The organism is Thalassolituus marinus, assembly GCF_020320395.1.
In the GTDB taxonomy this organism is placed as follows: Bacteria; Pseudomonadota; Gammaproteobacteria; order Pseudomonadales; family Oceanobacteraceae; genus Venatoribacter; species Venatoribacter marinus.
In genome coordinates this window covers 21,184-46,578 of the sequence record NZ_JAEDAH010000083.1, presented here as the reverse complement: position 1 = coordinate 46,578, position 25,395 = coordinate 21,184, and the positions used below count along the sequence as shown (strand labels likewise).

At 53.7% G+C, this 25,395-nt stretch carries 21 protein-coding genes; 15 read left to right on the top strand and 6 right to left on the bottom strand.

Features of this window, described 5'->3' with window-relative positions; genetic code table 11:
• Positions 1-430: 430 nt before the first annotated feature.
• Positions 431-2,887, bottom strand: coding sequence for a glycerol-3-phosphate 1-O-acyltransferase PlsB (gene plsB / locus I9W95_RS12990; RefSeq protein ID WP_225675559.1), 2,457 nt, complete (start codon positions 2,885-2,887; stop codon positions 431-433).
• Positions 2,888-3,047: 160 nt separating this feature from the next.
• The gene (locus I9W95_RS12985) at positions 3,048-3,278 is read right to left on the bottom strand and encodes a SlyX family protein (protein WP_225675557.1); all 231 of its coding nucleotides are present in this window, start codon (positions 3,276-3,278) and stop codon (positions 3,048-3,050) included.
• A gap of 161 nt (positions 3,279-3,439) precedes the next feature.
• On the opposite strand from I9W95_RS12985, the gene I9W95_RS18530 reads away from it, so the two are divergent.
• Complete coding sequence (locus I9W95_RS18530) at positions 3,440-3,931, top strand: cold-shock protein (protein ID WP_318653617.1); 492 nt, start codon at positions 3,440-3,442, stop codon at positions 3,929-3,931.
• Positions 3,932-4,168: 237 nt separating this feature from the next.
• On the opposite strand, the gene I9W95_RS12975 is transcribed toward I9W95_RS18530, so the two are convergent.
• Positions 4,169-4,942 (bottom strand): inositol monophosphatase family protein, encoded by a 774-nt coding sequence (locus I9W95_RS12975; protein ID WP_225675555.1) that lies wholly within the window; start codon positions 4,940-4,942, stop codon positions 4,169-4,171.
• Positions 4,943-5,214: 272 nt separating this feature from the next.
• On the opposite strand from I9W95_RS12975, the gene trmJ reads away from it, so the two are divergent.
• The 14 genes from trmJ to I9W95_RS12905 all read left to right on the top strand — a co-directional run bounded on the left by trmJ (position 5,215) and on the right by I9W95_RS12905 (position 20,190).
• On the top strand, positions 5,215-5,997 hold the full coding sequence (gene trmJ, locus I9W95_RS12970; RefSeq protein WP_225675553.1) for a tRNA (cytosine(32)/uridine(32)-2'-O)-methyltransferase TrmJ: 783 nt from the start codon (positions 5,215-5,217) through the stop codon (positions 5,995-5,997).
• 2 nt (positions 5,998-5,999) lie between these two features.
• Positions 6,000-6,836 (top strand): serine O-acetyltransferase, encoded by an 837-nt coding sequence (cysE, locus tag I9W95_RS12965; RefSeq protein WP_225675550.1) that lies wholly within the window; start codon positions 6,000-6,002, stop codon positions 6,834-6,836.
• A gap of 62 nt (positions 6,837-6,898) precedes the next feature.
• A complete protein-coding gene (iscR, locus tag I9W95_RS12960) occupies positions 6,899-7,381 on the top strand; it encodes a Fe-S cluster assembly transcriptional regulator IscR (protein WP_225675549.1) in 483 nt (160 codons plus the stop codon).
• 105 nt (positions 7,382-7,486) lie between these two features.
• Positions 7,487-8,647 carry an aminotransferase class V-fold PLP-dependent enzyme gene (locus I9W95_RS12955; RefSeq protein ID WP_225675546.1) on the top strand — a complete coding sequence of 387 codons (1,161 nt, stop codon included), beginning with the start codon at positions 7,487-7,489 and terminating at the stop codon, positions 8,645-8,647.
• 141 nt (positions 8,648-8,788) lie between these two features.
• Positions 8,789-9,214: a nucleoside-diphosphate kinase gene (gene ndk, locus I9W95_RS12950; RefSeq protein WP_225675544.1), complete on the top strand. Its 426-nt coding sequence runs from the start codon at positions 8,789-8,791 to the stop codon at positions 9,212-9,214.
• Between the two features lie 78 nt (positions 9,215-9,292).
• Positions 9,293-10,426, top strand: coding sequence for a 23S rRNA (adenine(2503)-C(2))-methyltransferase RlmN (gene rlmN / locus I9W95_RS12945; protein ID WP_225675543.1), 1,134 nt, complete (start codon positions 9,293-9,295; stop codon positions 10,424-10,426).
• Complete coding sequence (locus I9W95_RS12940; protein WP_225675541.1) at positions 10,423-11,217, top strand: tetratricopeptide repeat protein; 795 nt, start codon at positions 10,423-10,425, stop codon at positions 11,215-11,217. The genes rlmN and I9W95_RS12940 overlap by 4 nt, the downstream gene beginning before the upstream one ends.
• 2 nt (positions 11,218-11,219) lie before the next feature.
• Entirely contained in the window at positions 11,220-12,332 is a 1,113-nt protein-coding gene (gene ispG, locus I9W95_RS12935; protein WP_225675539.1) for a flavodoxin-dependent (E)-4-hydroxy-3-methylbut-2-enyl-diphosphate synthase, read from the top strand.
• A 32-nt stretch (positions 12,333-12,364) separates the two neighbouring features.
• Positions 12,365-13,645 carry a histidine--tRNA ligase gene (gene hisS, locus I9W95_RS12930; protein WP_225675537.1) on the top strand — a complete coding sequence of 427 codons (1,281 nt, stop codon included), beginning with the start codon at positions 12,365-12,367 and terminating at the stop codon, positions 13,643-13,645.
• Between the two features lie 40 nt (positions 13,646-13,685).
• The gene (locus tag I9W95_RS12925) at positions 13,686-14,348 is read left to right on the top strand and encodes a YfgM family protein (protein WP_225675535.1); all 663 of its coding nucleotides are present in this window, start codon (positions 13,686-13,688) and stop codon (positions 14,346-14,348) included.
• On the top strand, positions 14,348-15,565 hold the full coding sequence (gene bamB / locus I9W95_RS12920) for an outer membrane protein assembly factor BamB (protein ID WP_225675533.1): 1,218 nt from the start codon (positions 14,348-14,350) through the stop codon (positions 15,563-15,565). Before I9W95_RS12925 ends, bamB begins: the two co-directional genes overlap by 1 nt.
• 81 nt (positions 15,566-15,646) lie before the next feature.
• Positions 15,647-17,131 carry a ribosome biogenesis GTPase Der gene (gene der / locus I9W95_RS12915; RefSeq protein ID WP_225675531.1) on the top strand — a complete coding sequence of 495 codons (1,485 nt, stop codon included), beginning with the start codon at positions 15,647-15,649 and terminating at the stop codon, positions 17,129-17,131.
• A gap of 523 nt (positions 17,132-17,654) precedes the next feature.
• Positions 17,655-19,268 carry a methyl-accepting chemotaxis protein gene (locus tag I9W95_RS12910; RefSeq protein ID WP_225675529.1) on the top strand — a complete coding sequence of 538 codons (1,614 nt, stop codon included), beginning with the start codon at positions 17,655-17,657 and terminating at the stop codon, positions 19,266-19,268.
• Positions 19,269-19,359: 91 nt separating this feature from the next.
• Positions 19,360-20,190, top strand: a complete 831-nt coding sequence (locus tag I9W95_RS12905; protein ID WP_225675527.1) for an ATP-grasp domain-containing protein — start codon at positions 19,360-19,362, stop codon at positions 20,188-20,190.
• A 7-nt stretch (positions 20,191-20,197) separates the two neighbouring features.
• On the opposite strand, the gene I9W95_RS12900 is transcribed toward I9W95_RS12905, so the two are convergent.
• From I9W95_RS12900 to I9W95_RS12890, 3 genes are all read right to left on the bottom strand, one after another.
• Positions 20,198-22,330 (bottom strand): methyl-accepting chemotaxis protein, encoded by a 2,133-nt coding sequence (locus I9W95_RS12900; RefSeq protein ID WP_225675524.1) that lies wholly within the window; start codon positions 22,328-22,330, stop codon positions 20,198-20,200.
• Between the two features lie 459 nt (positions 22,331-22,789).
• The gene (locus tag I9W95_RS12895; RefSeq protein ID WP_225675522.1) at positions 22,790-23,572 is read right to left on the bottom strand and encodes a crotonase/enoyl-CoA hydratase family protein; all 783 of its coding nucleotides are present in this window, start codon (positions 23,570-23,572) and stop codon (positions 22,790-22,792) included.
• Positions 23,573-23,585: 13 nt separating this feature from the next.
• Positions 23,586-25,376, bottom strand: coding sequence for an acyl-CoA dehydrogenase (locus I9W95_RS12890; protein WP_225675520.1), 1,791 nt, complete (start codon positions 25,374-25,376; stop codon positions 23,586-23,588).
• Between the last annotated feature and the right edge of the window lie 19 nt (positions 25,377-25,395).

Here is a 25,395-nt window from a genome sequence, read left to right as displayed (position 1 = left end):
TTTTAGTACAACGCCTACTCTGAATTTCAGTCAGAGACATGAAGTTCAGATTCTGCGTGACGTTTGAAATAAGGCTGTGAGGTTGACTAACACAGCGCCTCTGGGCTCGCCGCAGAAAGCGTAGATATTTCCGATCTGCCCGAAGGGACTCGGGCAAGCGGCCCCGGCCATGGATGGCCGATGGGGCGTGAGGTCAGGAAATATCAAGGTTTCAAGGGTAAGCGAGCCAGGACAGCGCGAAGCGGGCCGGTTTTTGCTCCTGCAAAACCTGCATTTCCGCCATCCATGGCGGTCAGGAGTCACGCCCGTCCGGCGAGAGGGGCGGTCCGACGTTTCGGAAGGCCCCTCTATGAGGACAAGGGGCCTGGAGTATCCCACAAAAGTTCAAATAAAAATGTGTGGGACAGCAGTGGCGTCAGCGGGCTTTTTATCAGGCATTCAGACTACGCAGAATACTCTGTCGCAGTGCACCATCGAGTACATCTTCCAGTGCTTCAGTCATATCATCCAGTGAAGAATTGACCGACAATTTTCCTTCATCATCGCGACTCAGACGCTGATCACTCAATAATTGCTGAATCAGCGTACGGAACAGTGCCTTATCAAAGAACTCAGGGGAATTAATGCCATACAGCATGCTTATGCGCTGCGCCAACAGGGTACATTGCTCTTCCAGTTCCTGTGCTGTCAGCGAGCCATTATCCTTACCCTTGAGAATGCTCAGGGTCAGGAAGTAACGTTCCAGCGTCTGCATTACGTTACCAGCCATGCCGGCCAGCAGTACGTACTCGCCGGTACTCGCCGGTGGCGCGTGGTAGCCTTTTTCATTGAGAATCAGGTAGCCACGACCTGTCAGGGCATCCAGCCAGCGGCCGGTTTCCTGTTCCAGTTGCGACTCATCCCAATGCAGGAATAACTCCGCTTTCAGGTAAGGGTAGAACAGAGCAACCAGTGCTTGTGTCTGTTCACGGCTGAAACGCTGATTATTAACAAACAGGCAGGCCAGCAACGACGGCAGGGCAAACAGGTGCAGTACGTTGTTGCGGTAGTAGGTCAGAGTAACCGCCTGGCGATCATCAGTCTGAATCAGGTCGCCCAGTGGGTGTTTGCTGCGCGAGACCGAATTCAGTTTTTCGGCATAGGCCAGCCATTCGGCACCATCGCCTTGTGGTAATGCCGTCAGTGCGCTGTAAGCGTTATCGGCAATCAGGTCGCGATAAGCTTCCATTTGCTGAATCAGCTGCTGTTCTTCCATTGCCTGGCGCGGCGCCGACAGAATACTCAGCGCGATCAGGTTGATCGGGTTAATGGAAGCGGCGGTGTTGATACCGGTAACCACTTCTTTGGCCAGCTGATCAACAACGGCCGGTGCCCACTGCGGGCGGTAATCGCAGTCGGTGTAATCTGTCTCTTTCCAGCCTGGTTGTTCGCGGTCGAGGAAATCGGTTAGATAAATCGGCTCGCCAAAGGTTACGTTCACTTTACCGAAAGAGCGCTTAAAGGAACGCAGGGTGCCGACAACACCAAGCAGACTTTCTTTTTTCTTTTTCGCGCCACGCAGCTCGCCAAGGTAGCTGTTCGCTTCGAATACTTTCTCGTAGCCGGTGTATACCGGCATAAACATGATTGGCTTCTTCGAGTCGCGCAGGTAACTACGCAGTGTCATCGCCAGCATACCGGCTTTAGGGCTCAGGGTGCGGCCAGTACGGGAGCGACCACCCTCAACGAAGTATTCCGTGGCATAGCCACCAGAAAATACCGAGTGCAGGTATTCATCAAATACGGCGGCATACAATTTATTATCGCGGAAGGTACGGCGCATAAAGAATGCACCGCCGCGACGCAGGATCGGTCCGACAACCGGCATGTTCAGGTTAATGCCTGCGGCAATCTGTGGCAGCTGCAGACCGTTGCGGTACAGCACGTAAGACAGCAGCAGGTAGTCGATATGACTGCGGTGGCATGGAACGTAGATGATCTCGTTCTCTTTGATAACCTCTTTCAGGTTTTCAATATTGTGCAGCTGCACACCGTTGTAGATTTTGTTCCATACCCAGGTCAGCACCAGATCCAGAAAGCGGATATTGGTGTAGGAGATATTGGAAGCGATTTCATCGGCGTACTTTAACGCTCTTTGCTGAGCTTTTTTCTTACTGATGCCTTTGCTCTCGGCCTCTTCTTCAATGGCTTTCTGCACCAGAGGACGGTTTGGAATCTGATGCACCAGGGTGCGGCGGTGAGACAGATCCGGACCAAGAACGGTCGCAGATACCTGGCGATTATGTACACGCAGTACCCGGGCCAGTTTACGCGCAATAATTTCGGCGTTGGTTTCTTTGTCTGCCAGTTCTCGCAGAGAAATAGGGCGGCTGAAATGCACAAAGGTATTACGGCCGTTGAAAATAATTGCCATCAGCTTGGCCAGACGACCACCGATAGCACCGGTATTCTGCAGCCAGATTTTCAGGAAGGAGCCTTCTTTCTCAGGCGCTCGTCCCCAGAATACACGTACCGGCACCACCTGAATGTCACGCTGCTCGTCTTCACTCAGCCACTCTGCCTGACGAATCAGCTGACGTGCGACCATTGGTGTGCCTTGCTTGCGGAAAAAGTTTGCCCGTCGGTAAATACTGAAGAAGGGTTTGCCGGGCAGTTCTTTGTTCAGACGACTTTCCTGCGGGCTGCCCCAGCCAAGCTTCGACACTTCACGGTCAATAACCAGTTGTTCGGCATGGGAAGGATAGAGCATGGCGTAAATGACGGGACGCTCCGGATCAATGCTGAACTCTTTCTGGTCCGGACCAATGATCTGGGTCTTAATCAGGCCGTACAGCCACTTTTGCTGCAGTCGGAAAAGGGAGCTGCGGATGCTTCTGATGATACTCATAGTATTTGTTCTTAAATGTCAGTTGACTGATGAAACGAGCGGCAGTTTAACCCGACGGGCCAGACGTTAAAACGTTTAATACTTGCTGAATATCTCAGAATCGGAACCCGGTATTGGCGGCTATGCCCCGGGTGATCCGGTGTGATGGTCTTTTGCGGACTCAGTAGTGCGGTGGTGGGGTTTCTTCGGAAATATCACGGATGTTGCTTTCGCCGGCGCCCATTTGTTCGACTTTGGCATTCAGCATGCGCAGTGCTTTCATCGCCATGTCGAATTCCTGGGCAATCTGGGCCAGTTGTTCGTTCAATGCATCGGTCGTGTCTTCAAGAAAGGCGATGCGCACTTCGAGTTCTTCTATGCGCTTTTCGCTCTGAGGGTCATTTGACTGCATGGTCGGATCCTTTGTCGGTCGCCGCTTACGGGTCTTATACCGGTTAGCTATCGTGTTGATTTTTTTAATGAATTGGGCTTTCATAGCCCACTTGTCAGAGGGCTGTCTGGCCCTGTTTTGTATTGTACGTGGTGATATTAACGAGTCATACGGGATAACGCATGGGTAAATTAATGGTTAGAAAAATTGTGGTGGCAGTTATCTGCGCTGTTTTGATGGCAGTGGTGGCAACATTGGTGTTTCCTGCGCTGGTTTCCGGCCTGCAAACTGCAGACGGTGTTGCAGTAACTGCAGCTGGATTGCTGGATATTCCGGGCATGATGGCCTTTGTCATTGTTATGGGTGCGGCTGGTGGTGTTGTCAGTTTTGTGTCTGCACAGCTTTCTCCGTCTCGTCGTCGTCGTTTCCGTTCCAGCGGTACAGTGATTGAAGACGATGTAGAAGATGGTCGCGAGCGCGGTGTTGTTAAATGGTTTAACGTGAAGAAAGGCTTTGGCTTCATTACCTGGGACCAGGGTGAAGACGTGTTTGTACACTTCCGCTCAATTCGCGGTCAGGGTCATCGCTCATTGACGGAAGGTCAGCGTGTGAAGTTCGCGGTTGTACGTGGCCAGAAAGGCCCTCAGGCTGAGGACGTGTCAGCGGTTCGCTGATATTCGGACTTCAGAAACAAAAAAAGCGGCTGATGCCGCTTTTTTTGTGTCCATCGGAAGGGTCAGATGTCCGGATCGCTGGTCTGGTGAAGTTCCAGCTCATCGCAGCCCATAGGCTCCGCCAGCCACTGAAGTATCCGTTGGAATTGTTGCCAGAGCATAGTGCCATCCTCCCGCAGGTGCCTGTTGTACACCGTTTAATTCAGTGTAGGCCCTTTGCGGAAGGATGCCAGTGGCTCAGTCGCGCGCGACCAGAGCCTTCAGCAAGCGAGGGTTGCACACTACCAGATTGGCCGGTGCACGCAGCTGTGGCTGGCCATTGGCATTGGCCATCAGGCAGCCGGCTTCATTGGCAATCAGAGTCGCTGCATTGAGGGAGAACTCGTCAACATTGCTCAGCAGTGCGCCCTGGAAGCGGTTGGCGGCAACGTAGCAGATGGACAGTGCGTTGGAGCCGATGTTGCGCAGGTCGTAGGCGCGGCCCATCAGGCGCTGGATACGCTGGCGCTGTTCGAAAGCAGTTTCGTTAGTGCCCATTGGCTGGGTGTAGCCAATGATGGAATCACTCAGGCTGTTGGCATTGCCGCAACGGATACGACGATTGGTCAGCTGTGCACCACGACCGCGAGAGGCAGAGAACTCGTCGTTGTTAATCGGGTTAACGACAATGGCGTGTTCAGTTTTGCCTTTGATCTGGCAGCTGATAATGATGGCAAAAGATGGGATCCCCAGACGGAAGTTAGACACGTCATCAATCACGCATACCTGCCATACAGGCTGGTCGTTGCTTTCGCCATTAAAGCCGGTTTCACGGCCCATGAAATTGTGCTCAGGCAGCGACTTCTTCAGATCGAAGATGATGCTTTTTTCCAGACCGATTGTGCAGTCTGCAATGAACTTAGCTTTTTCCTGGTCAGTGCTCTGGTAGGAGTCAAAGCGGTCAAGACGCTGTACCAGGTCCTGACCAGCATTACGCGCAGCGCGCAACGCAAGGTTCACCATGGGTTGCATAGGGATCTCTATCTCTTAAAGAACAAAGGCTGCCAGTGCGGGACCGATCAGCCAGTTAACTGGTTTCGCTGTCTGCCCAGGGGGGCGATGCAGCGTATGTTACCCGTGGCGGTTAAGCCGATGTACAACAACACGGGGCGCGGGATTATAACAGCCGTTCACTGGTTGTCGAGGGGTGTTTTGCGTTACAATCCGTGCCCTTCATTTAAGTCAGCCTGAGACTGGCTGCACGATCACACGCACAGACAGGGCTGACAGGCCCGGCGAGCCGTATGCTAGATAAAATTCAGATTGTCATGGTTAACACCACCCATTCCGGCAACATTGGTGCTGCGGCACGGGCGATGAAAAATATGGGGTTGAGCCGGCTGACGCTGGTAGATCCGATTGCAGCGGTTGATGAAGAAGCGATCCAGCGTTCGTCCCGCGCAGAAGACATCCTTCATAACGTACGTATTGTCTCCACGCTGGAAGAGGCGATCGCGGACTGTGGTCTGGTGATTGGTACCAGTGCGCGCAGTCGTCATATTCCATGGCCGCTGATGAATCCGCGTCAGGCGGCTGCCAAGGCTGCCGAGATGATTCCTGCGGGTAATGACGTGGCACTGGTATTTGGTCGTGAATCCCGTGGCCTGACCAATGAAGAGCTGCACCTGTGTCATGCCCATGTGCACATTCCGACTAATCCGGATTTCTCCTCGCTGAACGTCGCACAGGCAATTCAGGTGCTGTGTTATGAGCTGCGTATGGCCATGGTCGCCGAAGAAACTGAGGAAGAGGAGGGGCAGTGGGGAGTGCCCTGGGATTATCCGCTGGCTACCCATGGCGAGTTGGAAGGACTGTTCCAGCATATGGAGAAAACGCTTATTGATATTGGCTTCCTCGACCCCAATACTCCAAAACAGCTGATGCCACGACTGCGCCGCCTGTTTCAGCGCTCGGCGCCGGATAAAACTGAGGTGAATATCCTGCGTGGCATGCTGGCTATGATCCAGAAGAAAACTGTCCGTAGCGGACAGGAGCAAACACCACCCCAGACAGAGCAAGGGGAATAGCATTGAGTATCAGACAACTGAGGGAAGATATCGCCAGCGTTTTCGAACGTGACCCCGCTGCGCGTAACACCTTTGAAGTCATAACAACCTATCCGGGACTGCACGCGCTGCTGCACTACCGTCTGGCTAACTGGCTGTGGCGTAAAGGGTTCAAATGGCTGGCCCGTCTGTTGTCGACCTTCAGTCGCTGGATGACCGGTATTGAGATTCACCCGGGCGCCACGATTGGCCAGCGTTTCTTTATCGACCACGGTATGGGCGTGGTGATTGGCGAAACCGCTGAGATCGGTGATGACTGTACTCTTTATCACGGGGTGACGCTTGGCGGCACTACCTGGAATAAAGGTAAGCGCCACCCAACACTGAAAAATGGCGTAGTCGTGGGTGCCGGTGCCAAGGTTCTTGGTCCGATTACGGTCGGCGAAAATGCACGTATCGGTTCCAATGCTGTTGTTACCAAAGAAGTGCCGGACAGCGCGACAGTGGTCGGTATTCCGGGGCGTATCATTCGTAAGACAACCGCATCAGAAGATGAAAAGCGCCGCCGTATTGCGGAGAAAATCGGCTTCGATGCCTATGGTATTGCTGATGAGATGCCGGACCCGATTGCTCGCTCCATTCATAACCTTATGGACCATATGCACGCGGTGGATGCCAAGATAGATACCATGTGCAGAGCACTCAGTGCACTGGGCGATACCACTTGCTCAGATGCGTTGCCGCGGCTTGAGGAAGAGACCTTTGTGGCGCTGAACGAAGCCTTCAGTGACGCTGCAGCGGAGGCGGCATCGCAAAGTGAGCAGGGTGAGGTAAAACCTGACCAGATTGATAGAGTTTAAAGTTGACTGTATTAGTCGGATATCCGCATAATCCATAAGAGATAGAGTGTGGGAGAGCGACGATGCGATTAACAACCAAAGGCCGCTATGCGGTAACAGCAATGCTGGATCTGGCGATTCACGCCACCCAGGGGCCTGTCAGCCTGAATGATATTTCTGGCCGCCAGGGTATTTCCCTGTCGTATCTGGAGCAGCTGTTCGCCAAACTGCGTCGCGGTGGTCTGGTCGCCAGTGTTCGTGGTCCGGGGGGCGGCTATCGCCTCAGTCGTGAATGTGAACAAATCAACGTGGCTGAAATTGTGGACGCAGTGAATGAGTCCATGGATGCCACGCGTTGCAATCGTCGTGGCGATTGTCAGGATGGCCACCCTTGCCTGACGCACCATTTGTGGCTGGATCTGAGTGACCAGATTCATGATTTTCTCACCGGTATTACTCTGCAGAGCCTGATTTCGCGTAAGGAAATCCAGACCATTGCAGAGCGCCAGGATAATCGTTCCGGCCGCATTGAGGCTGCTCTGCGCGAAGACGAAGAGCTGGTCTGATCTCATAACTGCCAGTGCAGGCTTGACCCAGAACGCCGGGTACGGACAATCCCCGGCGTTTCTTATTTCTGGCCGGAGCTTCCGGCGACGCAACAGGGTGACCGGATGAAAGCTTTCTATTTCGACTATGCCGCTACTACGCCAGCAGACCCGCGGGTTGCGCAGGCGATGGCTGACTGTCTGACTCTGGAAGGTAACTTCGGCAATCCGGCATCGCGCTCTCATCGCTATGGCTGGCAGGCCGAGCAGGCTGTCGAACACGCTCGTCGCCAGCTGGCTGATCTGCTGAACGCCGATCCGCGAGAAATTGTCTGGACTTCCGGTGCAACAGAAAGCAATAACCTGGCGTTAAAAGGGGTGGTTGAGCAGTTGCGTCTGCAGGATGCAGAGGCTCCCTTGCATATCATCACTTCTGCCATTGAACACAAAGCTGTTCTTGATCCATGTGCCTGGCTGGAAAAACATCAGGGGGTGGATGTTACCTGCCTGGTACCGGATGCTGACGGTCTGATTCACCCGACACAGGTGGCAGAGGCATTGCGTCCCGATACTTGCCTGGTCAGCCTGATGGCAGTCAATAACGAGCTGGGTACGATTACCGATATCGAGGCCATCGGTCAGTTGCTGGTTGATCACCCGGCTTTACTGCACGTTGATGCCGCTCAGGCGGTGGGCAAGGTTGACGTTGATGTGCAGCGCTGGAAGGTCGATTTACTGTCGGTTTCGGCGCACAAGTTCTATGGCCCCAAGGGCGTGGGCGCACTGTATGTGCGTCGTGAACCGCAGGTGAAGCTGGCGGCACAGATGCATGGTGGTGGTCATGAGCGTGGTATGCGTTCGGGCACGTTACCTACCCATCAGCTGGTCGGTATCGGTCTGGCAGCTCAGCTGGTGCAGGAGCAGCTGAGTTCAGACAAAGAGCGGGTGTCCACTCTGCGTAACCGGTTATGGCAGGGCCTGGAGGCGATCGGTGGTGTATATCTGAATGGACACCCATCGCAGCGCACCGCGAATCATCTGAATGTCAGTTTCGATGGGGTTGACGGTGAGATCTTGCTGGCGTCCATGGCGAAGGTGGCGGTTTCTTCGGGTTCGGCCTGCAACTCAGCCACCGTGGCGCCATCTTATGTGCTGAAAGCCATTGGTCGCAGTGATGCGCTGGCTCATGCCGGTCTGCGTTTCAGTCTTGGGCGTTTTACTGCGGCGGAAGAGATCGACGCGGTGGTGGCTGAGGTCAGCCGCATTGTGACCCTGCTGAGAGGCTGATTCTGCCCGTGGATACCTGCCTTGCAGGTAATCCCGGTGAAATCTTTCGTGCAAAGCCCGCCACACGTACACCTTTCATAAAAACGTGCGTATAATCCGCGGGCTTTATCAACCCTATCATCATCTAACTGGGAGCTTAAAATGGCTGTAGAACGCACTCTGTCCATCATCAAACCTGATGCAGTGGCTAAAAACGTAATCGGTGAAATCCTGACTCGCTTCGAAAAAGCTGGTCTGACTGTTGTTGCCGCTAAAATGATCAAACTGGACGACGAGAAAGCAGGCGGTTTCTACGCTGAACACAAAGAGCGTCCTTTCTTCAAAGATCTGGTTGGTTTCATGACTTCTGGTCCTGTTGTTGTACAGGTTCTGGAAGGTGAAAACGCTATCGCTGCTAACCGTGAACTGATGGGTGCTACTAACCCTAAAGAAGCGGCTGCTGGCACTATCCGTGCTGACTTCGCAGAAAGCATCGATGCTAACGCTGTACACGGTTCTGACTCTGCTGCTTCTGCAGAGCGCGAAATCGCTTACTTCTTCGCTGCAGAAGAAATCTGCGCACGCTGATACGGCGTTGTGTGGAACTCAGAGGGCCATTGTGCCCTCTGATTCGTTTGCCGTTCCGATCATTTCAGGGTCACACTGATGTCCGATACACCGCAAAAAATTAACCTGTTGGGGCTGTCGCCCGCGAAAATGGAGGCTTTTTTCACCGATCTGGGTGAGAAAAAGTTCCGTGCCCAACAGATGCTGAAATGGATCCATCAGTACGGCGAACCAGGCTTCGATAACATGACGAATATGAGCAAGGCTCTTCGTCAGCGCATGAGCGAGATCGGTGAGATCCGCCTGCCGGAAGTCGTATATGAAGATATTTCCAAAGACGGAACCCGCAAATGGGTAATGCGGGTGGACGGTGGCAGTGCTATCGAAACCGTTTACATTCCGGAAAAAGAACGTGGCACCTTGTGTGTCAGCTCGCAGATCGGCTGCGCGCTGGACTGCAGCTTTTGCTCCACCGGTAAGCAGGGCTTTAACCGCGACCTGTCAGTGGCTGAAATCATCGGTCAGGTGTACGTCGCCGCTATGAGTTTTCATGGCCAGGGTGAGCGTCGTGAAGGCAAGATCACCAACGTGGTGCTGATGGGCATGGGTGAGCCGCTGCTCAACTTCGATAACGTAGTCGATGCCATTCAGCTGATGATGGACGACAACGCCTATGGCTTGTCCAAGCGCCGCGTTACGCTGAGCACCTCGGGTGTTGTGCCTATGCTGGATAAGCTGGGTGATGTTACCGACTGCTCACTGGCAGTATCGCTGCACGCGCCGAATGACGAGCTGCGTAACCAGCTGGTGCCGCTTAATAAAAAGTATCCGATTAAAGAACTGATGGCGGCCACCAATCGCTATCTGCAGAAACTGCCGGATCGCCGTAAGGCCACCATCGAATACACTCTGATCGATGGCGTGAACGATAGCCTGGAACACGCTCAGGAACTGGCTGAGGTTCTGCGTGACACACCATGCAAAATTAACCTCATTCCGTTTAACCCATTCCCGAATTCAGGGTATAAACGGCCGAGTAATAACCGTGTGTATCGCTTCCGCGATCACCTGGTTAGTCAGAATTATATTGTGACCATCCGCTCGACCCGTGGCGACGATATTGATGCGGCCTGTGGCCAGCTGGTTGGTCGGGTAGAAGACCGCACCCGCCGCAGCGAACGCTATATCAAGGCGGTGCAGGTGGATGCTTCATCACCGGGGGAAAATCTATGATTCGTTCGACCGCGTTGTATCGGCTGGCCACGGTTGTGCTGGCCCTGACTCTGGCCTCCTGCGTAACAGTGACTGAAAGTCGCTTTACCAAAAAGGCGTCACCAGAAAAAGCGGTCGAGAATTATACTCAGCTGGGCCTGGGCTACCTGCAGAAAGGTCGCCCGGATCTGGCGCGTCAGCGTTTACAGAAAGCGCTGAAAATTGACGAAAGCTATGCTCCGGCCAACGATGCCATGGGCCTGGTCTGGCAGAGTGAAGGCGAAGACGACCTGGCAGAGGAATACTTCCGTAAAGCCCTCAGTCAGGATGCCGACTACTCACTTGCTCGTCACCACCTCGGCCGTCTGTTCAGCCAGAACAAGCGTTATCAGGACGCCGATGAAGAATTACGCGCTGCAGTGGGGGATCGTTACTACGACAACCGCGCAGCTGCTTCAAACGACCTGGCGATGAACTACTACCGTCAGGCGAAGAATCCACAGGCCATTGATGCCTACCTGCAGACACTGCGTATTGCACCCTATAACGGTGAGGCGCTGGCGAATGCCTCGACGCTGCTGTTTGAAGCGCAGCGTTACGAAGAAGCGGCCAAGTATTTTGAACGATTCGACCGTCTGGTTCAGCGTGAGCAAACCCAGCACACGGCACACAGCCTGTGGCTCGGTATCAAACTGGCAACCATTACTCAGAACACCCGTCGGGCGATTGATCTGGCGTCTGAACTGAAGCGCCGTTTCCCTGAATCCACGGAATATCGTCTGTACCAGGACTCCCTGTCCGGAGCCAAATAACGATGCATTTTGAAAATCCGATTAAGCGCCGTAAAACCCGTAAAATCTGGGTAGGCAACGTGCCGGTCGGTGGCGATGCGCCGATCGCCATCCAGACCATGACCAACACCGAAACCACGGATATCGCCGCCACCGTTGCACAGATTCGTCGTGCACAGGATGCCGGTGCGGATATCGTACGTGTCTCTGTTCCGACCATGGATGCAGCAGAAGCTTTCGGTCAGATTCGTAAGGAAGTGGAAGTACCGCTGGTGGCGGACATCCATTTTGATTACCGCATTGCCCTGCGTGTGGCACAGCTGGGCGTCGACTGTCTGCGTATCAATCCGGGCAATATTGGCCGTGAAGACCGGGTTCGTGCGGTGGTGGACGCGGCGCGTGAGCGCAACATTCCGATCCGTATCGGCGTGAATGCAGGGTCGCTGGAAAAAGATCTGCAGAAGAAATACGGCGAACCAACGCCGGATGCACTGGTCGAATCGGCCATGCGTCACATTGATATTCTCGACCGTCTCGACTTCCAGGACTTCAAACTGAGCCTGAAAGCATCGGATATCTTTATGACGGTGGATGCTTACCGCAAAATTTCCAGCCAGATTGATCAGCCATTGCATCTGGGTATTACCGAAGCCGGTGGTCTGCGTGGCGGTACAGTAAAATCCTCTATCGGCCTGGGCCTGCTGCTGTGGGATGGTATCGGCGATACCATTCGTGTGTCGCTGGCGGCGGATCCGGTTGAAGAAGTCAAAGTCGGCTGGGATATGCTGAAATCGCTGAAACTGCGTTCGCGCGGTATCAACTTCATTGCCTGCCCGAGTTGTTCACGTCAGAACTTTGATGTGATTAAAACCATGAACGAGCTGGAAACCCGTGTCGAAGATATTCGTACCGACATGAGCGTTGCCGTGATTGGTTGTGTGGTGAATGGCCCGGGTGAAGCGAAAGAAGTGGATCTGGGTCTGACTGGTGGTCAGCCGAATCTGGTGTACATCGACGGCAAGCCAATGGGCAAGCTGACCAACGACTCACTGGTTGATGATCTCGAGCGCATGATCCGCGAACGTGCGGCGAACCTCGAAGAAGAACGTAAGAATCTGATTGCCAGCGACGTCTGAGCAATAACACGAACGAACAACAGAACGACAACATGGCAAAGAAAATCCAGGCCATCCGTGGCATGAACGACATCCTGCCGGCACAAAGCCCGGTATGGCAGTATCTCGAAGGTACGGTAAAAGAGACGCTGGCGTCTTACGGTTACGATGAAATCCGTATGCCAATCGTTGAGCAGACCAACCTGTTCAAACGTTCCATCGGTGAAGTTACCGATATCGTTGAAAAAGAAATGTATACCTTCGAGGACCGTAATGGCGACAGCCTGACCCTGCGTCCGGAAGGTACCGCCAGTTGTGTGCGCGCCTGTGAAGAGCATGGCCTGCTGTACAATCAGACTCAGCGTCTGTGGTACACCGGCCCGATGTTCCGCCACGAGCGTCCGCAAAAGGGCCGTTACCGTCAGTTCTACCAGATTGGCGTGGAAACCTTCGGTATGGCTACCGCCGATATCGACGCCGAAGTCATTCTGATGACAGCACGTCTGTGGAAACAACTGGGCCTGACCGATGCGGTAACGCTGCAACTGAATACCCTGGCTTCCAACGAAGCGCGTGCTAACTACCGCGATGCGCTGGTGGAATACCTTGGTGAGCGTAAAGATCAGCTGGATGAAGACAGCCAGCGCCGTCTGGAAACCAACCCACTGCGTGTACTGGACAGCAAAGACCAGAACACTCAGGCGCTGCTGGCGGATGCGCCACAGCTGCATGACTATCTGGATGACGAAAGCCGCGAGCACTTTGATCTGCTGCGCAGTATTCTGGATGCCGCTGGTGTGCAGTACGAAATCAACCAGCGCCTGGTGCGTGGCCTCGATTACTACTGCAAAACCGTCTTTGAATGGGTTACCGACAAGCTCGGTTCTCAGGGCACAGTCTGTGCCGGTGGCCGTTACGACGGTCTGGTGGAACAGCTGGGTGGTAAATCAACGCCGGCTGTGGGTTTTGCTATGGGCGTTGAACGTCTGATTCTGCTGCTGGAAACACTGGAACTGATTCCGGAAGAAGTACTGCAGACCATCGACGTGTATATTTGTCCGGTGGGCGAAGGCAGTGCCCGATCTGCGTTGTTGCTGGCCGACCAGTTGCGTGATGAGCACAGCTGGCTGCGTATTCAGACCCACTGTGGTGGTGGCAGCTTCAAGAGCCAGATGAAAAAAGCCGATAAGAGCGGCGCTCAGTTTGCCCTGTTACTGGGGGAAGACGAAGTCGCCAATGGTACTGTGACTGTCAAAGACCTGCGCGGTGAAGACGGACAGAGCACCATGCCTGTTGCTGAGCTGTATGACTGGCTGGCGCAGAAAACATTCTGAATAACCGATTACTCACACTCGTTTTTGGGGAAGTGGACGCATGACTGAATTACGTACGGATGAAGAACAGGTAGAAATGCTGAAAAAGTGGTGGGATGAGAACGGAAAAAGCCTGCTGGTTTCCGTTGTTATCGTTGCCGGTGGCTGGTTTGGCTGGAATACCTGGCAGACTCAGCAGCAGGAAGCTGGTGAAGCGGCTTCCTACCTGTACACCCAGCTGGTAGATCAGGCGTCTCAGCCTGCCGCGCAGCAGACCGAAGCCACCCGTACTGAAATGCAGGCGATGGCAGAGCAACTGAAGTCTGACTATAAAGGCTCTACCTACGCGGAATTCGGTTCGCTGTTCCTGGCGCGTTTTGCTGCCGATGCCGGTGACTTCGATGCTGCAGCTGCTGAGCTGAAAGCGCTGATCGCAGAAGCAGACGAAGGCCCGATTAAGTACACCGCTCAGGCGCGTCTGGCCAATGTTCTGATTCAGCAGGAAAAGCTGGACGAAGCACTGGCACTGGTCAATACCGTGCCGGCTGAAGCGTACGCCGTACAGTTTGAAGAAGCCAAAGGTGATGCACTGTTCCGCAAAGGTGAGCTGGCTGATGCACGTTCTGCTTATCAGCGCGCACTGGATGCAGCACAGTCCCAGGGCCTGAGCACGCAATTACTGCAGCGTAAAGTAGATAACCTGGCAGCGGCCGGAGACGCATAATGCGAAATATCCTTGTTCCTGCTCTGCTGACCGCATTTCTGGCTGGCTGTGCCAGTCAGCCGGAGTCATCAACCGCTGACGGGAATGAGCCCGGTTTTCCGGACATCCGGGAAACCACCGATATTGGAATTGAATGGCGCGAAAAACTGGGTGATGGTTCAGGCCTGCGTTATGAACGACTGCGTCCGCTGGTTGTGGATGACACTCTGTATATGGCCGATGCCAGTGGCTCTGTCAGTGCCCGGGATCTCGACGATGGTGACAGTCAGTGGAGCATTCGTCTTGATCTGCCGATAACGGCAGGGGTCAGCGGAGACAATGGCCAGCTGTTCGTTGCCACACTGGATGGTGCTCTGCATTGCCTGAATGCCGACAATGGCAAAACCCTGTGGACTACTCGCCTGACCAGTGAAGCCGTGGCTCCGGCTGCCTTTGATAATGGTCGGGTTTTCGTGCACACCGTGGATGGTCGTGTGAGCGCGTATGAGCGCAGTAACGGTCGTCAGGCATGGTCCTACGAAAATGCCATGCCGGTTCTGACGGTTCGTGGCACTGGCACGCCACTGGTACTCGACCAGCTGGTCGTTACCGGTTTCGCCACCGGTAAACTGGTAGCGCTGGATAAAGTGCTGGGTATCCCACGCTGGGATGCTCGTCTGGCGACGCCGGATGGCCGCTCTGAACTGGAACGCCTGGTGGATGTGGACGGCTCTGCGCTGTGGGACAACGGCGTAATTTACGCCGCCGCTTATCACGGCAAACTGGCCGCGGTCAGTATTAACGGCGAAACACGCTGGGAAGAAGAAGGCTCTTCCTACACCAGTCCGGCAATGGGGCTGGGCAACCTGTACCTGACGCTGGATGATGATTCCGTTCAGGCATACGATCAGGTTTCCGGTGCGCCTGTCTGGAAGCAAACGGCTCTGCGCGGACGTGGTCTTGGCCAGGTCGTTACCTATGGCAGCTGGCTGGTGGTAACGGATCGTGAAGGCTATCTGTACGTGATGAATCAGGTTGATGGTGAACTGGTCGGCAGTCGCTTACTGCGTCCAAAGCCATTGCATGTGAACTATCCTAACCAGACAGAAGGCGCAAACTGGAAAGCGCTGCGCGGTCGCGACATGGGCGTTCGCAGTCCACTGGTGGCCACCGATGACGGTCTGCTGGTGTATACCAATTATGGTGAACTGATGCTGGTGACAGTCGAAGCCGACTGAAACCCAGGCAGTTACCGCGATACTATTTTCCGGGCGCCGCTGTAGCGGCGTTCAACGTTTTTATTAAGAGGTTTCCTGATCATGGTCCCTGTGATTGCACTGGTCGGACGTCCGAATGTGGGTAAGTCCACACTCTTTAACCGCCTGACCAAAAGCCGTGACGCGCTGGTGGCAGAAATTGCCGGCCTGACCCGCGACCGTAAGTTTGGTGAAGGTAAGGTTGGCGATCGTCCGTTTATCGTCATTGATACTGGTGGTATCTCTGGCGAGGAAGAGGGCATTGATGCGGCCATGGCTGGCCAGAGTTACCAGGCGATTCAGGATGCCGACATCATCTTCTTTATGGTTGATGTGAATGCCGGTATTACCAACGGCGACCGTATGATTGCCGAGCATCTGCGTCGTAGTGGCAAAAGTGCTTATCTGGTAGCCAACAAGATTGACGGTAAAAATCCGGAAATCGTACTGGGCGAGTTCTTTGAGCTGGGTATGGGTGAGCCTCTGCCGATTGCTGCCGCACACAACCGGGGTGTTACTGCTCTGGTTGAGTACGTCATGGACGAACTGCCAAAAGACGATGAAGAGTACTTCCGTGAACTGGCTGGTGAAGACGCGCCGGTGCACGAGGAACTGGATGTTAAAGGCATTAAGATTGCCGTTGTTGGTCGCCCGAATGTGGGCAAATCGACACTGGTGAACCGTTTCCTCGGTGAAGATCGCGTGGTGGTGTACGACGAGGCCGGTACTACCCGAGACAGTATTTATATTCCATACGAACGTCACGGTCAGGAGTACACCCTGATTGATACCGCTGGTATTCGTCGTCGTAAGAATATCTCCGAAGCGGCAGAAAAATTCTCGATTATTAAAACCCTGCAGGCCATTCAGGACTGTCACGTCTGTATTCTGGTACTCGATGCCCGTACCGGTATCGTCGAGCAGGATCTGCACATGCTCAGCTTTGTGCTGAACTCCGGCCGGGCACTGGTGATTGCTATCAACAAATGGGATGGCATGACGCAGGACGACAAAGATCGGGTGAAAACCGAGATCGACCGTCGCTTCGACTTCCTGACCTTTGCTGATATGCATTTTATTTCGGCTCTGCATGGCACCGGCGTTGGTCATCTGTATGACTCCGTTGATCAGGCCTACCAGTCTTCCATGACCAAATGGCAGACCAACCTGCTGACCCGCATTCTTGAAGACGCCACCTCCAGTCATCAGCCGCCGGTGGTACGTAATCGTCGTCCGAAACTGCGTTATGCGCACCAGGGGGGCTCGAACCCACCGATTATCGTGGTTCACGGTAATATGGCCAACGAACTGCCGGAAGACTATAAACGTTACCTGGCCAATACCTATCGTCGTGTGCTGGAAATCAAAGGTACACCGATTCGTATGGAATTCCGCCAGGGCGATAACCCGTTCTCGGAGAAGAAGAAAGACATCCGTCACTCCAGTAAGAAACGTGCGGATGCGGTGGAACGTACTACCAACAAACGTAAGATCAAGCAGGACAAGGCACGTAAACAGTTGCGTAAAAGCTATAAAAAACCGACCTGATTCAGATCGGAACATTGCTGCATTATTTTCACTAAAAGGGGCGTTTGCCCCTTTTTTTATCGGCTTTTCTGCCATTTTTTCACAAGCCTTGTGATGGCAGGAAATAACCGCCGATGCAGATCAAGTTATGGTGCAATTGGCCGATAACCTCTTGGTAAGGTGGCGCATCTGGACTAAAAATACAGTGGTAGCTAGGGAACCTCTGAATAACTCTGCACAGCTCTGCGCGAGTCTTTCCGGACTGCAGAGCAAGGCGGCGAATGCAGAGAATGGCGAGTCCTTTTCAAATTCGCCAACACCGCTATGTGGGCCGGAAAGCCACGCCCTGCGGGAATTGCAGTAAAGTCCTGACTCGGTGTCGCCGGTTTTTGCCAGAGCCCGCTATGCCTGCAACCCGGCTTCGTGATTCAGAACTTTCCTGCCATTCAGAGCGGGCACCGAGTTATTCAGAGGCTCCCTAGATACGCTTTTATGAGTAAAAAGGTATCGGAGCTGCTGCTGATTCCATAACAGTGAGGTTTGCATGACCAGATTTCTGGGTTCGTTGTCGGTTCGTCAAAAATTAATGTTCAGCTTTGGCCTTCTGGCCGTTCTGATGCTGGTGGTGGCGCTGACCATCTCTGTGTCATTACGCAACATGGCTCTGGCAGAAAGTAAGGCACGGGAAGAAATGGCGGTGACGCTGCTGCAGTTTGACCGGGAAATCGGTCATCTGGTGTGGGCCAGTAATCTGGCCAACAGCATCATGTTCAGCCGGCCGTTTCCCGGCCAACTGGATCCGACCCAATGTGAGTTTGGTACCTGGTATGACCAGTTCCGTACCAGTGATGCCTACCACCATGCCAAGCCGGCACTGAAGCGGGCGCTGGACAGTCTGGATCAGCCCCACAAAGACCTGCACGCCAGTGCGCGAGAAGTATTGGCCAATCCGCAAAGCGCGCTGTCGGTATACGACAATAAAACCATGCGTCACTTAAGCGATATGCGCGCAGCGTTTAATACCGTGCGTACCTTATTGCAGGAACAGCAGGCTATTTATATTGCCGAGTCGGAGGCGGCTTCAGAGCGTGCCAGTGTGGTGGTGTGGGTTGCGACCGGCATTACTGCGGTGCTGGCACTGGGTCTGGCGATCCTGCTCAGTATGCTGATTTCCCGTCCTCTGTATGCTCTGAAGAAAAAAGCCGAGCAGATCGCCAGTGGTGACCTGACCATGGCGCCGATGCGGATTGAATCCCGTGATGAGGTCGGACAGGCCAGCGAAGCCTTTAACCAGATGCAGATTCAGCTCAGTGAACTGATTCATGGGTTGGTAGACTCAGCCCAGACACTGGCCCAAGAAGCCGATGTGGTGGCGGAAAGCACGGCTCAGACCAATATGGATCTGCAGAAGCAGGCTATGGAAATTGATCAGCTGGCGACCGCCATGAACGAAATGGCTGCCACCATTACCGAAGTGGCCCAGCATGCGCAGAATACCTCGGAAGCCACCGGCGAGTCGCAGCGCTTTGCAGAAACCGGCCAGAGCACGGTGCGTACGGTGATTGACTCCATTCGCAAACTCGCCACCGGTGTTGATGAGGCATCCGGCGTGATCGCCAACGTGCGTCAGGAAAGTGTGAATATTGGTGCCATTCTCGACACCATTCAGGCCATTGCCGAACAAACCAACCTGCTGGCCCTGAACGCTGCCATTGAGGCCGCACGTGCCGGTGAGCAAGGCCGTGGGTTTGCGGTGGTCGCCGATGAAGTACGGACTCTGGCGGCGCGTACCCAGCAATCGACCTCGGAAATCAAAACCCTGATCGACCGCTTGCAGCAAAGCTCGTCCAGTGCGGTAACCAGCATGGAAAGTGGCGTGAAACAGGCTAACTACAGCGTGCAGGAAGCGGATAAAGCCGGTGAGGCACTGCAGCAGATTACCGGTTCGGTGATCACCATTACCGATATGACCCATCAGATTGCCAGCGCCACCGAAGAGCAGAGCCTGGTGGTGAAAGAGATGGACCGTAACCTGATTCAGGTAAACCACCTAACCGAACAAACCAAAGAGCGTTCACGTTCGGCGGATGAAGCGGCGGAAAAACTGGGCAAAACCGCCAAGGTGCTGCTGGGGTATACCCAACGGTTCAAATTCTGAGCATTTCTGATCGTCACGTGCAGAAAATTTCGCTGTAGACCGCAAGGCCGCTCATTAATATGAGCGGTCTTTTTTATGCCAGCTATCTGCCATGCAGCTGATTACTTTTGATCCGTACCGGACACTGAGTTACGCCCGTACCGAATACATCAAGCCTGAGTTGATGAACAACCACCTTGACCGGCTGATCGCTGCCGATGGTATTTTATTTCCGCAATACTGGCAGGTGAACGCGCTGCTGTATGGCTTAAAAAAGCGCATCTTTCCCAGCCCGGCGAGTTACTACATCGGCCATGATAAGGTCGAAATGACTCGCTGTTTTCAGAGTATTGCAGCCGATGCGGTACCCTGGACAATCATTGATGCCAACACCCCCTATGCCGCAGAGCGAGTCTGGGATGACATGCCGTTGCCCTTCGTGGCAAAAATTCCACGCAGTAGCATGGGCGACGGCGTTTACCTGATAGAAAACCGCTCAGACTGGAATCGCTATCTGGCGAAGACGCCAGTCATTTATGCACAGGAATACCTGCCCATAGACCGTGATCTGCGCATCGTCTGGGTCGGTAAGCAGGTTGTCGGCGGCTACTGGCGTATTCAGGCAGAGCAGGGCTTTTATAATAACGTGTCAAAAGGCGGTCAGGCGGAGATGGGCATCCTACCGGTTGAAGCCGTTGCGCTGGTTGAACGACTGGCGCTGGCACTGGATATCGACCACGGTGGGTTTGATATCGCCATGGTTGGCCACAGGCCTTACGTATTTGAGTTTAATCGGATCTTTGGCAACAAAGGCATGCCAGGCCTGCAACAGAAAGTTGATCGGGCGATTGAGACTTACCTGGCCAGTATCTGGACAGACAATGACGAGCCCGGCCCTGTGAAACCACAGAGGTCGGGCAGGGGCTGGTCTGAGGCGGGTTAACGCAGGCTCAGGTATTCAGTTGATTTAACTGCGCATCCAGAATATCAACCTGACCCGATAGCGCATTGCTACCTGAACTGGCTTCCTGCGCCAGTTCCGCCAGGGTTTGTGTTGCCTGACCAATCACAGTGAGCGTTCGGGTAATTTCATTACTGACTGAACTCTGTTCTTCAGCTGCAGTCGCCACCTGGTGAATATGGTCGGCAATGCCCCCAATAGATTCCACGACCGAGTGCAGAGACTCGTTGGCGTAGCGGGTTGAATTCATCGCACCTTCGGCGCGTTCACTGCCTTCCTCGATAATGCCTACCGCAGTTTTCACTTCGTCCTGCAGGCTGGATATCAGCGCATCAATTTCAGCCGTGGACTCCTGAGTCTTGGACGCCAGTGTGCGAACTTCGTCGGCAACCACAGCAAAGCCACGGCCTTGTTCACCCGCACGGGCCGCTTCAATCGCCGCATTCAGTGCCAGCAGGTTTGTTTGCTCTGCAACGTTACGAATTACCAGCAGAATGCCGTTAATGGCATCTGAGCGAGAGGCCACTTTGGAAATGGAATCGTTTGCCGATTTCATGGCGCCAGTCAGCTGCTGTACGCTGCCTGCAGCATCTGACAGCGTTTTCTGCGAGGAAATCACAGTACTGTGAATATCTTTCGCTTTGCCGGCTGCATCGGCGGCAATGCGGGATACTTCCTGAGCGGTGGCAGACATTTCTTCTGTGGCTGTTACTACGTTGTCCATTTCATACTGTTGCGAGTCAGTGTTTTCCCGGGTTTTCTCACTGATGCGCTTGTTGTCACCGGACATACTGCGTACCGAATCACTGACGGTTTTCAGTGCATTAATCATGTCGCGCAGCTTGCCAATAAAGGCGTTAAAGCCGCCGCTCAGTTCAATCAGTTCTGCGTGGGTATCAAGCTTGAGGCTCTGGGTCAGATCACCATGACTACTGGCTAACTGGCCAACCTGACTGTTCAGTTTTTGCAGCGGACTGGTAATCGAGCGAATAAACATTGTGGTAATAACCAGTGCTGCTGCGAGCAGGATCAGCGTAACGAGAATCTGCTGGCCCACCACGGCATTTTTCGCATCTTCAATGACCTGCTGCTGATGGTAAAGAGCCTGTAGCGCGACCGCCGTTGGTAGTTCGATCAGAAATGCCCAGCGAGAACCCGACGCGGTGATATTCAGCGCGTGAGAGACGTAAATATTGCCATCAATTTCTGTCAGTGAGTCGTTATCCGGCAGTTTCAGCAGGGTATCGGCAATGTCCTTATGCACTTCTTTCAACGGACGTCCGGATTTTTCCTTGTAGTGACTTGAAGCGACAATCAATCCCATATCGCTTAACAGCGTGACTTTTGCCTGGCCATCAAACAGGTTCTTACTGGCGGTCTCTGTCAGTTTCTGAAAAATAGGTAAGTTGACATCAACACCGGCTATGCCGCGAAACTTTCCGTTAATTACGATCGGCGCGGTCAGGCTGGTCATCATCTCACTGTAACCGGGCTCAATTTCGTAAAGGTAGGGCTCCATAAGGCAGGGCTTTTTCGTATCCCGTGCGCACAGATACCATTCCGATTCGCGAATCCCAAATTCATTGAGGCCAGTCAGATACTTTTCTTCCGGGTCTTCAACTTTTTGCTGTTCGACACTGCCGTCAGACTCGCGCACCCAGTAAATTTCAAGGGAGCCGGTTGCACCTGAGGTTTCAATACGGGAGTCATCACCAGTCAGGATCTGGTCGAGGTTGTCGTAGCCGTTAACTTCAAACTGAGCATAACTGGAACTGATATCCGGGTTCGCACGTAGCAGATCACCTGATAACTCACTGATTTCTTCACGCGACATCATTGGTTCTTCGCCCGAGTCGATACTGCCCTGAATTACTCGCGCCATCGCCATCGGTACCCGGTACGCACCATTAATAAAGCCGCGCACTTCCTCGCCGAAAGCGTGGGCACTGGTTTTCAGACGATTGACTGCAGATTCACGCAGACTGACGGCTGTCTGGTCGCTGAGCTCGTCACTTAACGAAGTAATGCCACGGTAGGTTTGCAGAGTAAGAACAACGGCGATCAGAATAATCATCCCCAGAATCAGGGCGATCAGCTTGGTCTTAAGAGGTAGCGCTTTCATCAGCGGCTCCGGAAGCTATACACATACTTAAGATTGAGTATAGAAACTGTACAGCGAACTGCATGCCAGTCTTGAAAATATGGCCTGTTCAGACACTGAATGACCGGAATGTCAGATGGTGGCTTAACCTGGCTTTACTCGAACGGTTTATCGATTTAGCTGATAAACTTCTCAGTTTTTACCGCATGGGGCGCTGGGACGCAGGTAGGCTGTAAAGATTTTAATGCCTTAGCTTACTACTAAGCTGGCCATCAAGCGGACGCTGGTTAAGGGTATGGTCGTAATGTGAGTATCGCTGGGGGCATGAGGTTTGTGATATGTCAGCTGCTGTAAGGCGAAGGAATTTCAGAATGGAAATGGCAGCTTACAAAGTGCCCGCCTGCAAATCACTGGGCTTGCAGGCGGGAGAGTGTGCTTCTTAAGCTTAGTAGACCTTGTCGTGCTGTCGAATGAATCGGCTTACTTTCCCTGAAAAACTGCCGGGCGACGTTCGAGAAAGGACTGCACGCCTTCACGTGCATCGGCGCTGGTCATCACCGCTGGCATATCATCAAACACTGTCTGTAAGGCGGCTTTGTCGCCATTCATACGTGCAGTTTTGGATGACTTCAGCGCGGCTTTTACACCCAGTGGTGCGGCCGCTGCAACTTTATGGGCTAATTCCCGCGCTCGTTGCTGTACATGATCAGCATCGCTCAATTCGGTAATCATGCCCCAGTCAAATGCCTGCTGGCCGCTGAATTCGTCACCCGTGAGCAGGTAGCGTTGGGCCCGTGCCCAGCCAATTTCTTCCGGTAAACGCACGGTGCCGCCGCCACACGGATAGATACCACGCTGTACTTCAAGCTGCGCAAAGCGTGCTTCCGGAGTAGCTACGCGAATATCAGTATTGAGCAGCAGTTCCAGGCCCGAGGTATAACAGATGCCCTGTACGGCCATAATAAGGGGTTTGGTCAGGCGCGCACCATTAATGCCATACGGGTCCAGATGCTCTGGCGGCAGTTCCGGCACGCTGCCTTTGGCAAAAATTGGTGCCCATTTTTCCAGTTCCAGCCCGGCGGTAAAATGCTTGCCGTTTGCCTGAATTACGCCAACGCGTAAATCGTCATCGTGCTGCAGACGATACAGTGCCTGGGCCAGCAGATAAAAACTTTCGGGGTCGAGGGCGTTCATTTTTTCCGGACGATTAAAGGTAATGGTCAGGATGTGTTCGCTGGCTTCAATTAATACTTTTTCGCTCATGGTTTTCTCCTGCTCAGAACCAGTCGTTTTTCATATCCAGACAGGTGCGGTCAAAGCTTTGCAGCAGACGTGCCTGATGCTGGATTTCCGGCATTTCCCAGCGCACGAAATACTGCGCTGCCTGTAATTTTCCGGCGAGGAAGGCCTGGTCATCGGCGCTGTCAGCCTGGCCGAATGCGGTCAGCGCTTTATCTGCCATTTCGATCCACAGCCAGCCAATGACGGCTTTGCCCATCATGTCCAGGTACAGGGCTGCATTGGACAGCGCTTCATCAACCTGACCTTTCTGTAAGGCACCGCCAAGCAGCAGCGTTGTTTCCTGTACGGTTTTTAATTGCGTCTGATATTCGCCCACCAGACCTGCCAGCTCTTCTTTTTGTGCGGCAGAGGCCAGCGTCGCGTGAATGCGCGCCATTAATAATTTCAGACCTTTGCCATTGTGTTGCCACAGCTTACGACCTAACAGATCCAGTGACTGGATACCGTGGGTGCCTTCGTGAATCGGATTCAGGCGGTTATCGCGGTAGCACTGTTCAACCGGGTATTCGCGGATATAGCCAGAGCCGCCGAGAACCTGAATGGCTAAATCGTTGGCACGCGGGCCGTAATAGGACGGGAAGGATTTCACCACCGGCGTCAGCAGATCGAGCAGAATACCGCTGTCTTCGTTGCCGCCGGCTTCCTGTTCATCGACCAGACGTGCGGCCAGCAGACACACCGCCAGTGAGCCTTCGACGTAGGATTTCTGTGCCAGTAACATACGGCGTACATCGGCGTGCTCGACAATATTAACGGGTTTGCTGAGTGGGTCTTTTTCCGTTGGTTTTCTGCCCTGAGGACGATTGCGGGCATAATCCAGTGATTCCAGGTAGCCGCGGTAGCCGATCATGGCGGCACCCAGGCCTACGCCAATACGTGCTTCGTTCATCATCTTGAACATGTACATCAGGCCTTTACCGGCCTCACCGATTAAATAACCGACGCAGCTGTCTTTTTCACCAAAGCTCAGAACGGTAGACGTGGTACCGCGATAACCCATCTTGTGCAGCAGACCGGCCAGTTGCACATCGTTACGATTCGCCAGGCTACCATCCGGGTTGGTAATGAATTTCGGCACAATAAACAGTGAAATGCCTTTTACGCCTTTGTCAGCACCTTCGATGCGGGCCAGTACCAGATGCACGATGTTTTCGGTGATGTCCTGGTCGCCACCCGAGATAAACATCTTCTGGCCTTTGATGCGGTAGCTGCCGTCATCCGCCGGGCTGGCTTTGGTGTTCAGATCGCCCAGAGACGAACCGACATCCGGCTCGGTCAGTGCCATGGTGCCGGAGAAACGGCCGCTGAACATGTGTGGCAGGAAAGTCGCTTTCTGTTCTGCGGTGCCGAAGGCATGAATAACATTCGCCGCTGCCGTGGTCAGAAACGGGTAGCCAGCCGTTGATGGGTTGGCCGACATAAAATAGGTGTTGGCGGCCATATGAATCAGCGCCGGCAGCTGCATACCACCATCTTCAAAACTGTGACGCGCCGACAGCAGACCGGAATTGGCAAAGTGCTGCCAGGCATCTTTTACTTCGGCAATGGTGGTGACTTTTTCGCCGTCGAATTGCGGCTCGTGTTCATCGGCCTTGGCGTTATGTGGCTCAAAGTAGTCGGTGGCAATACGCTCAGCGGTGTTGAGGATACCGTCGAAGGTGGTTCGGTCATGATCCTGATAGTGGGCGATATCAGTCAGTTTCTCTGCCTCAAATACCTGATACAGCAGGAATTCGAGGTCTTTGTTGTTCATCAGATGGGCCACAGTCGGTCTCCGGATTTGT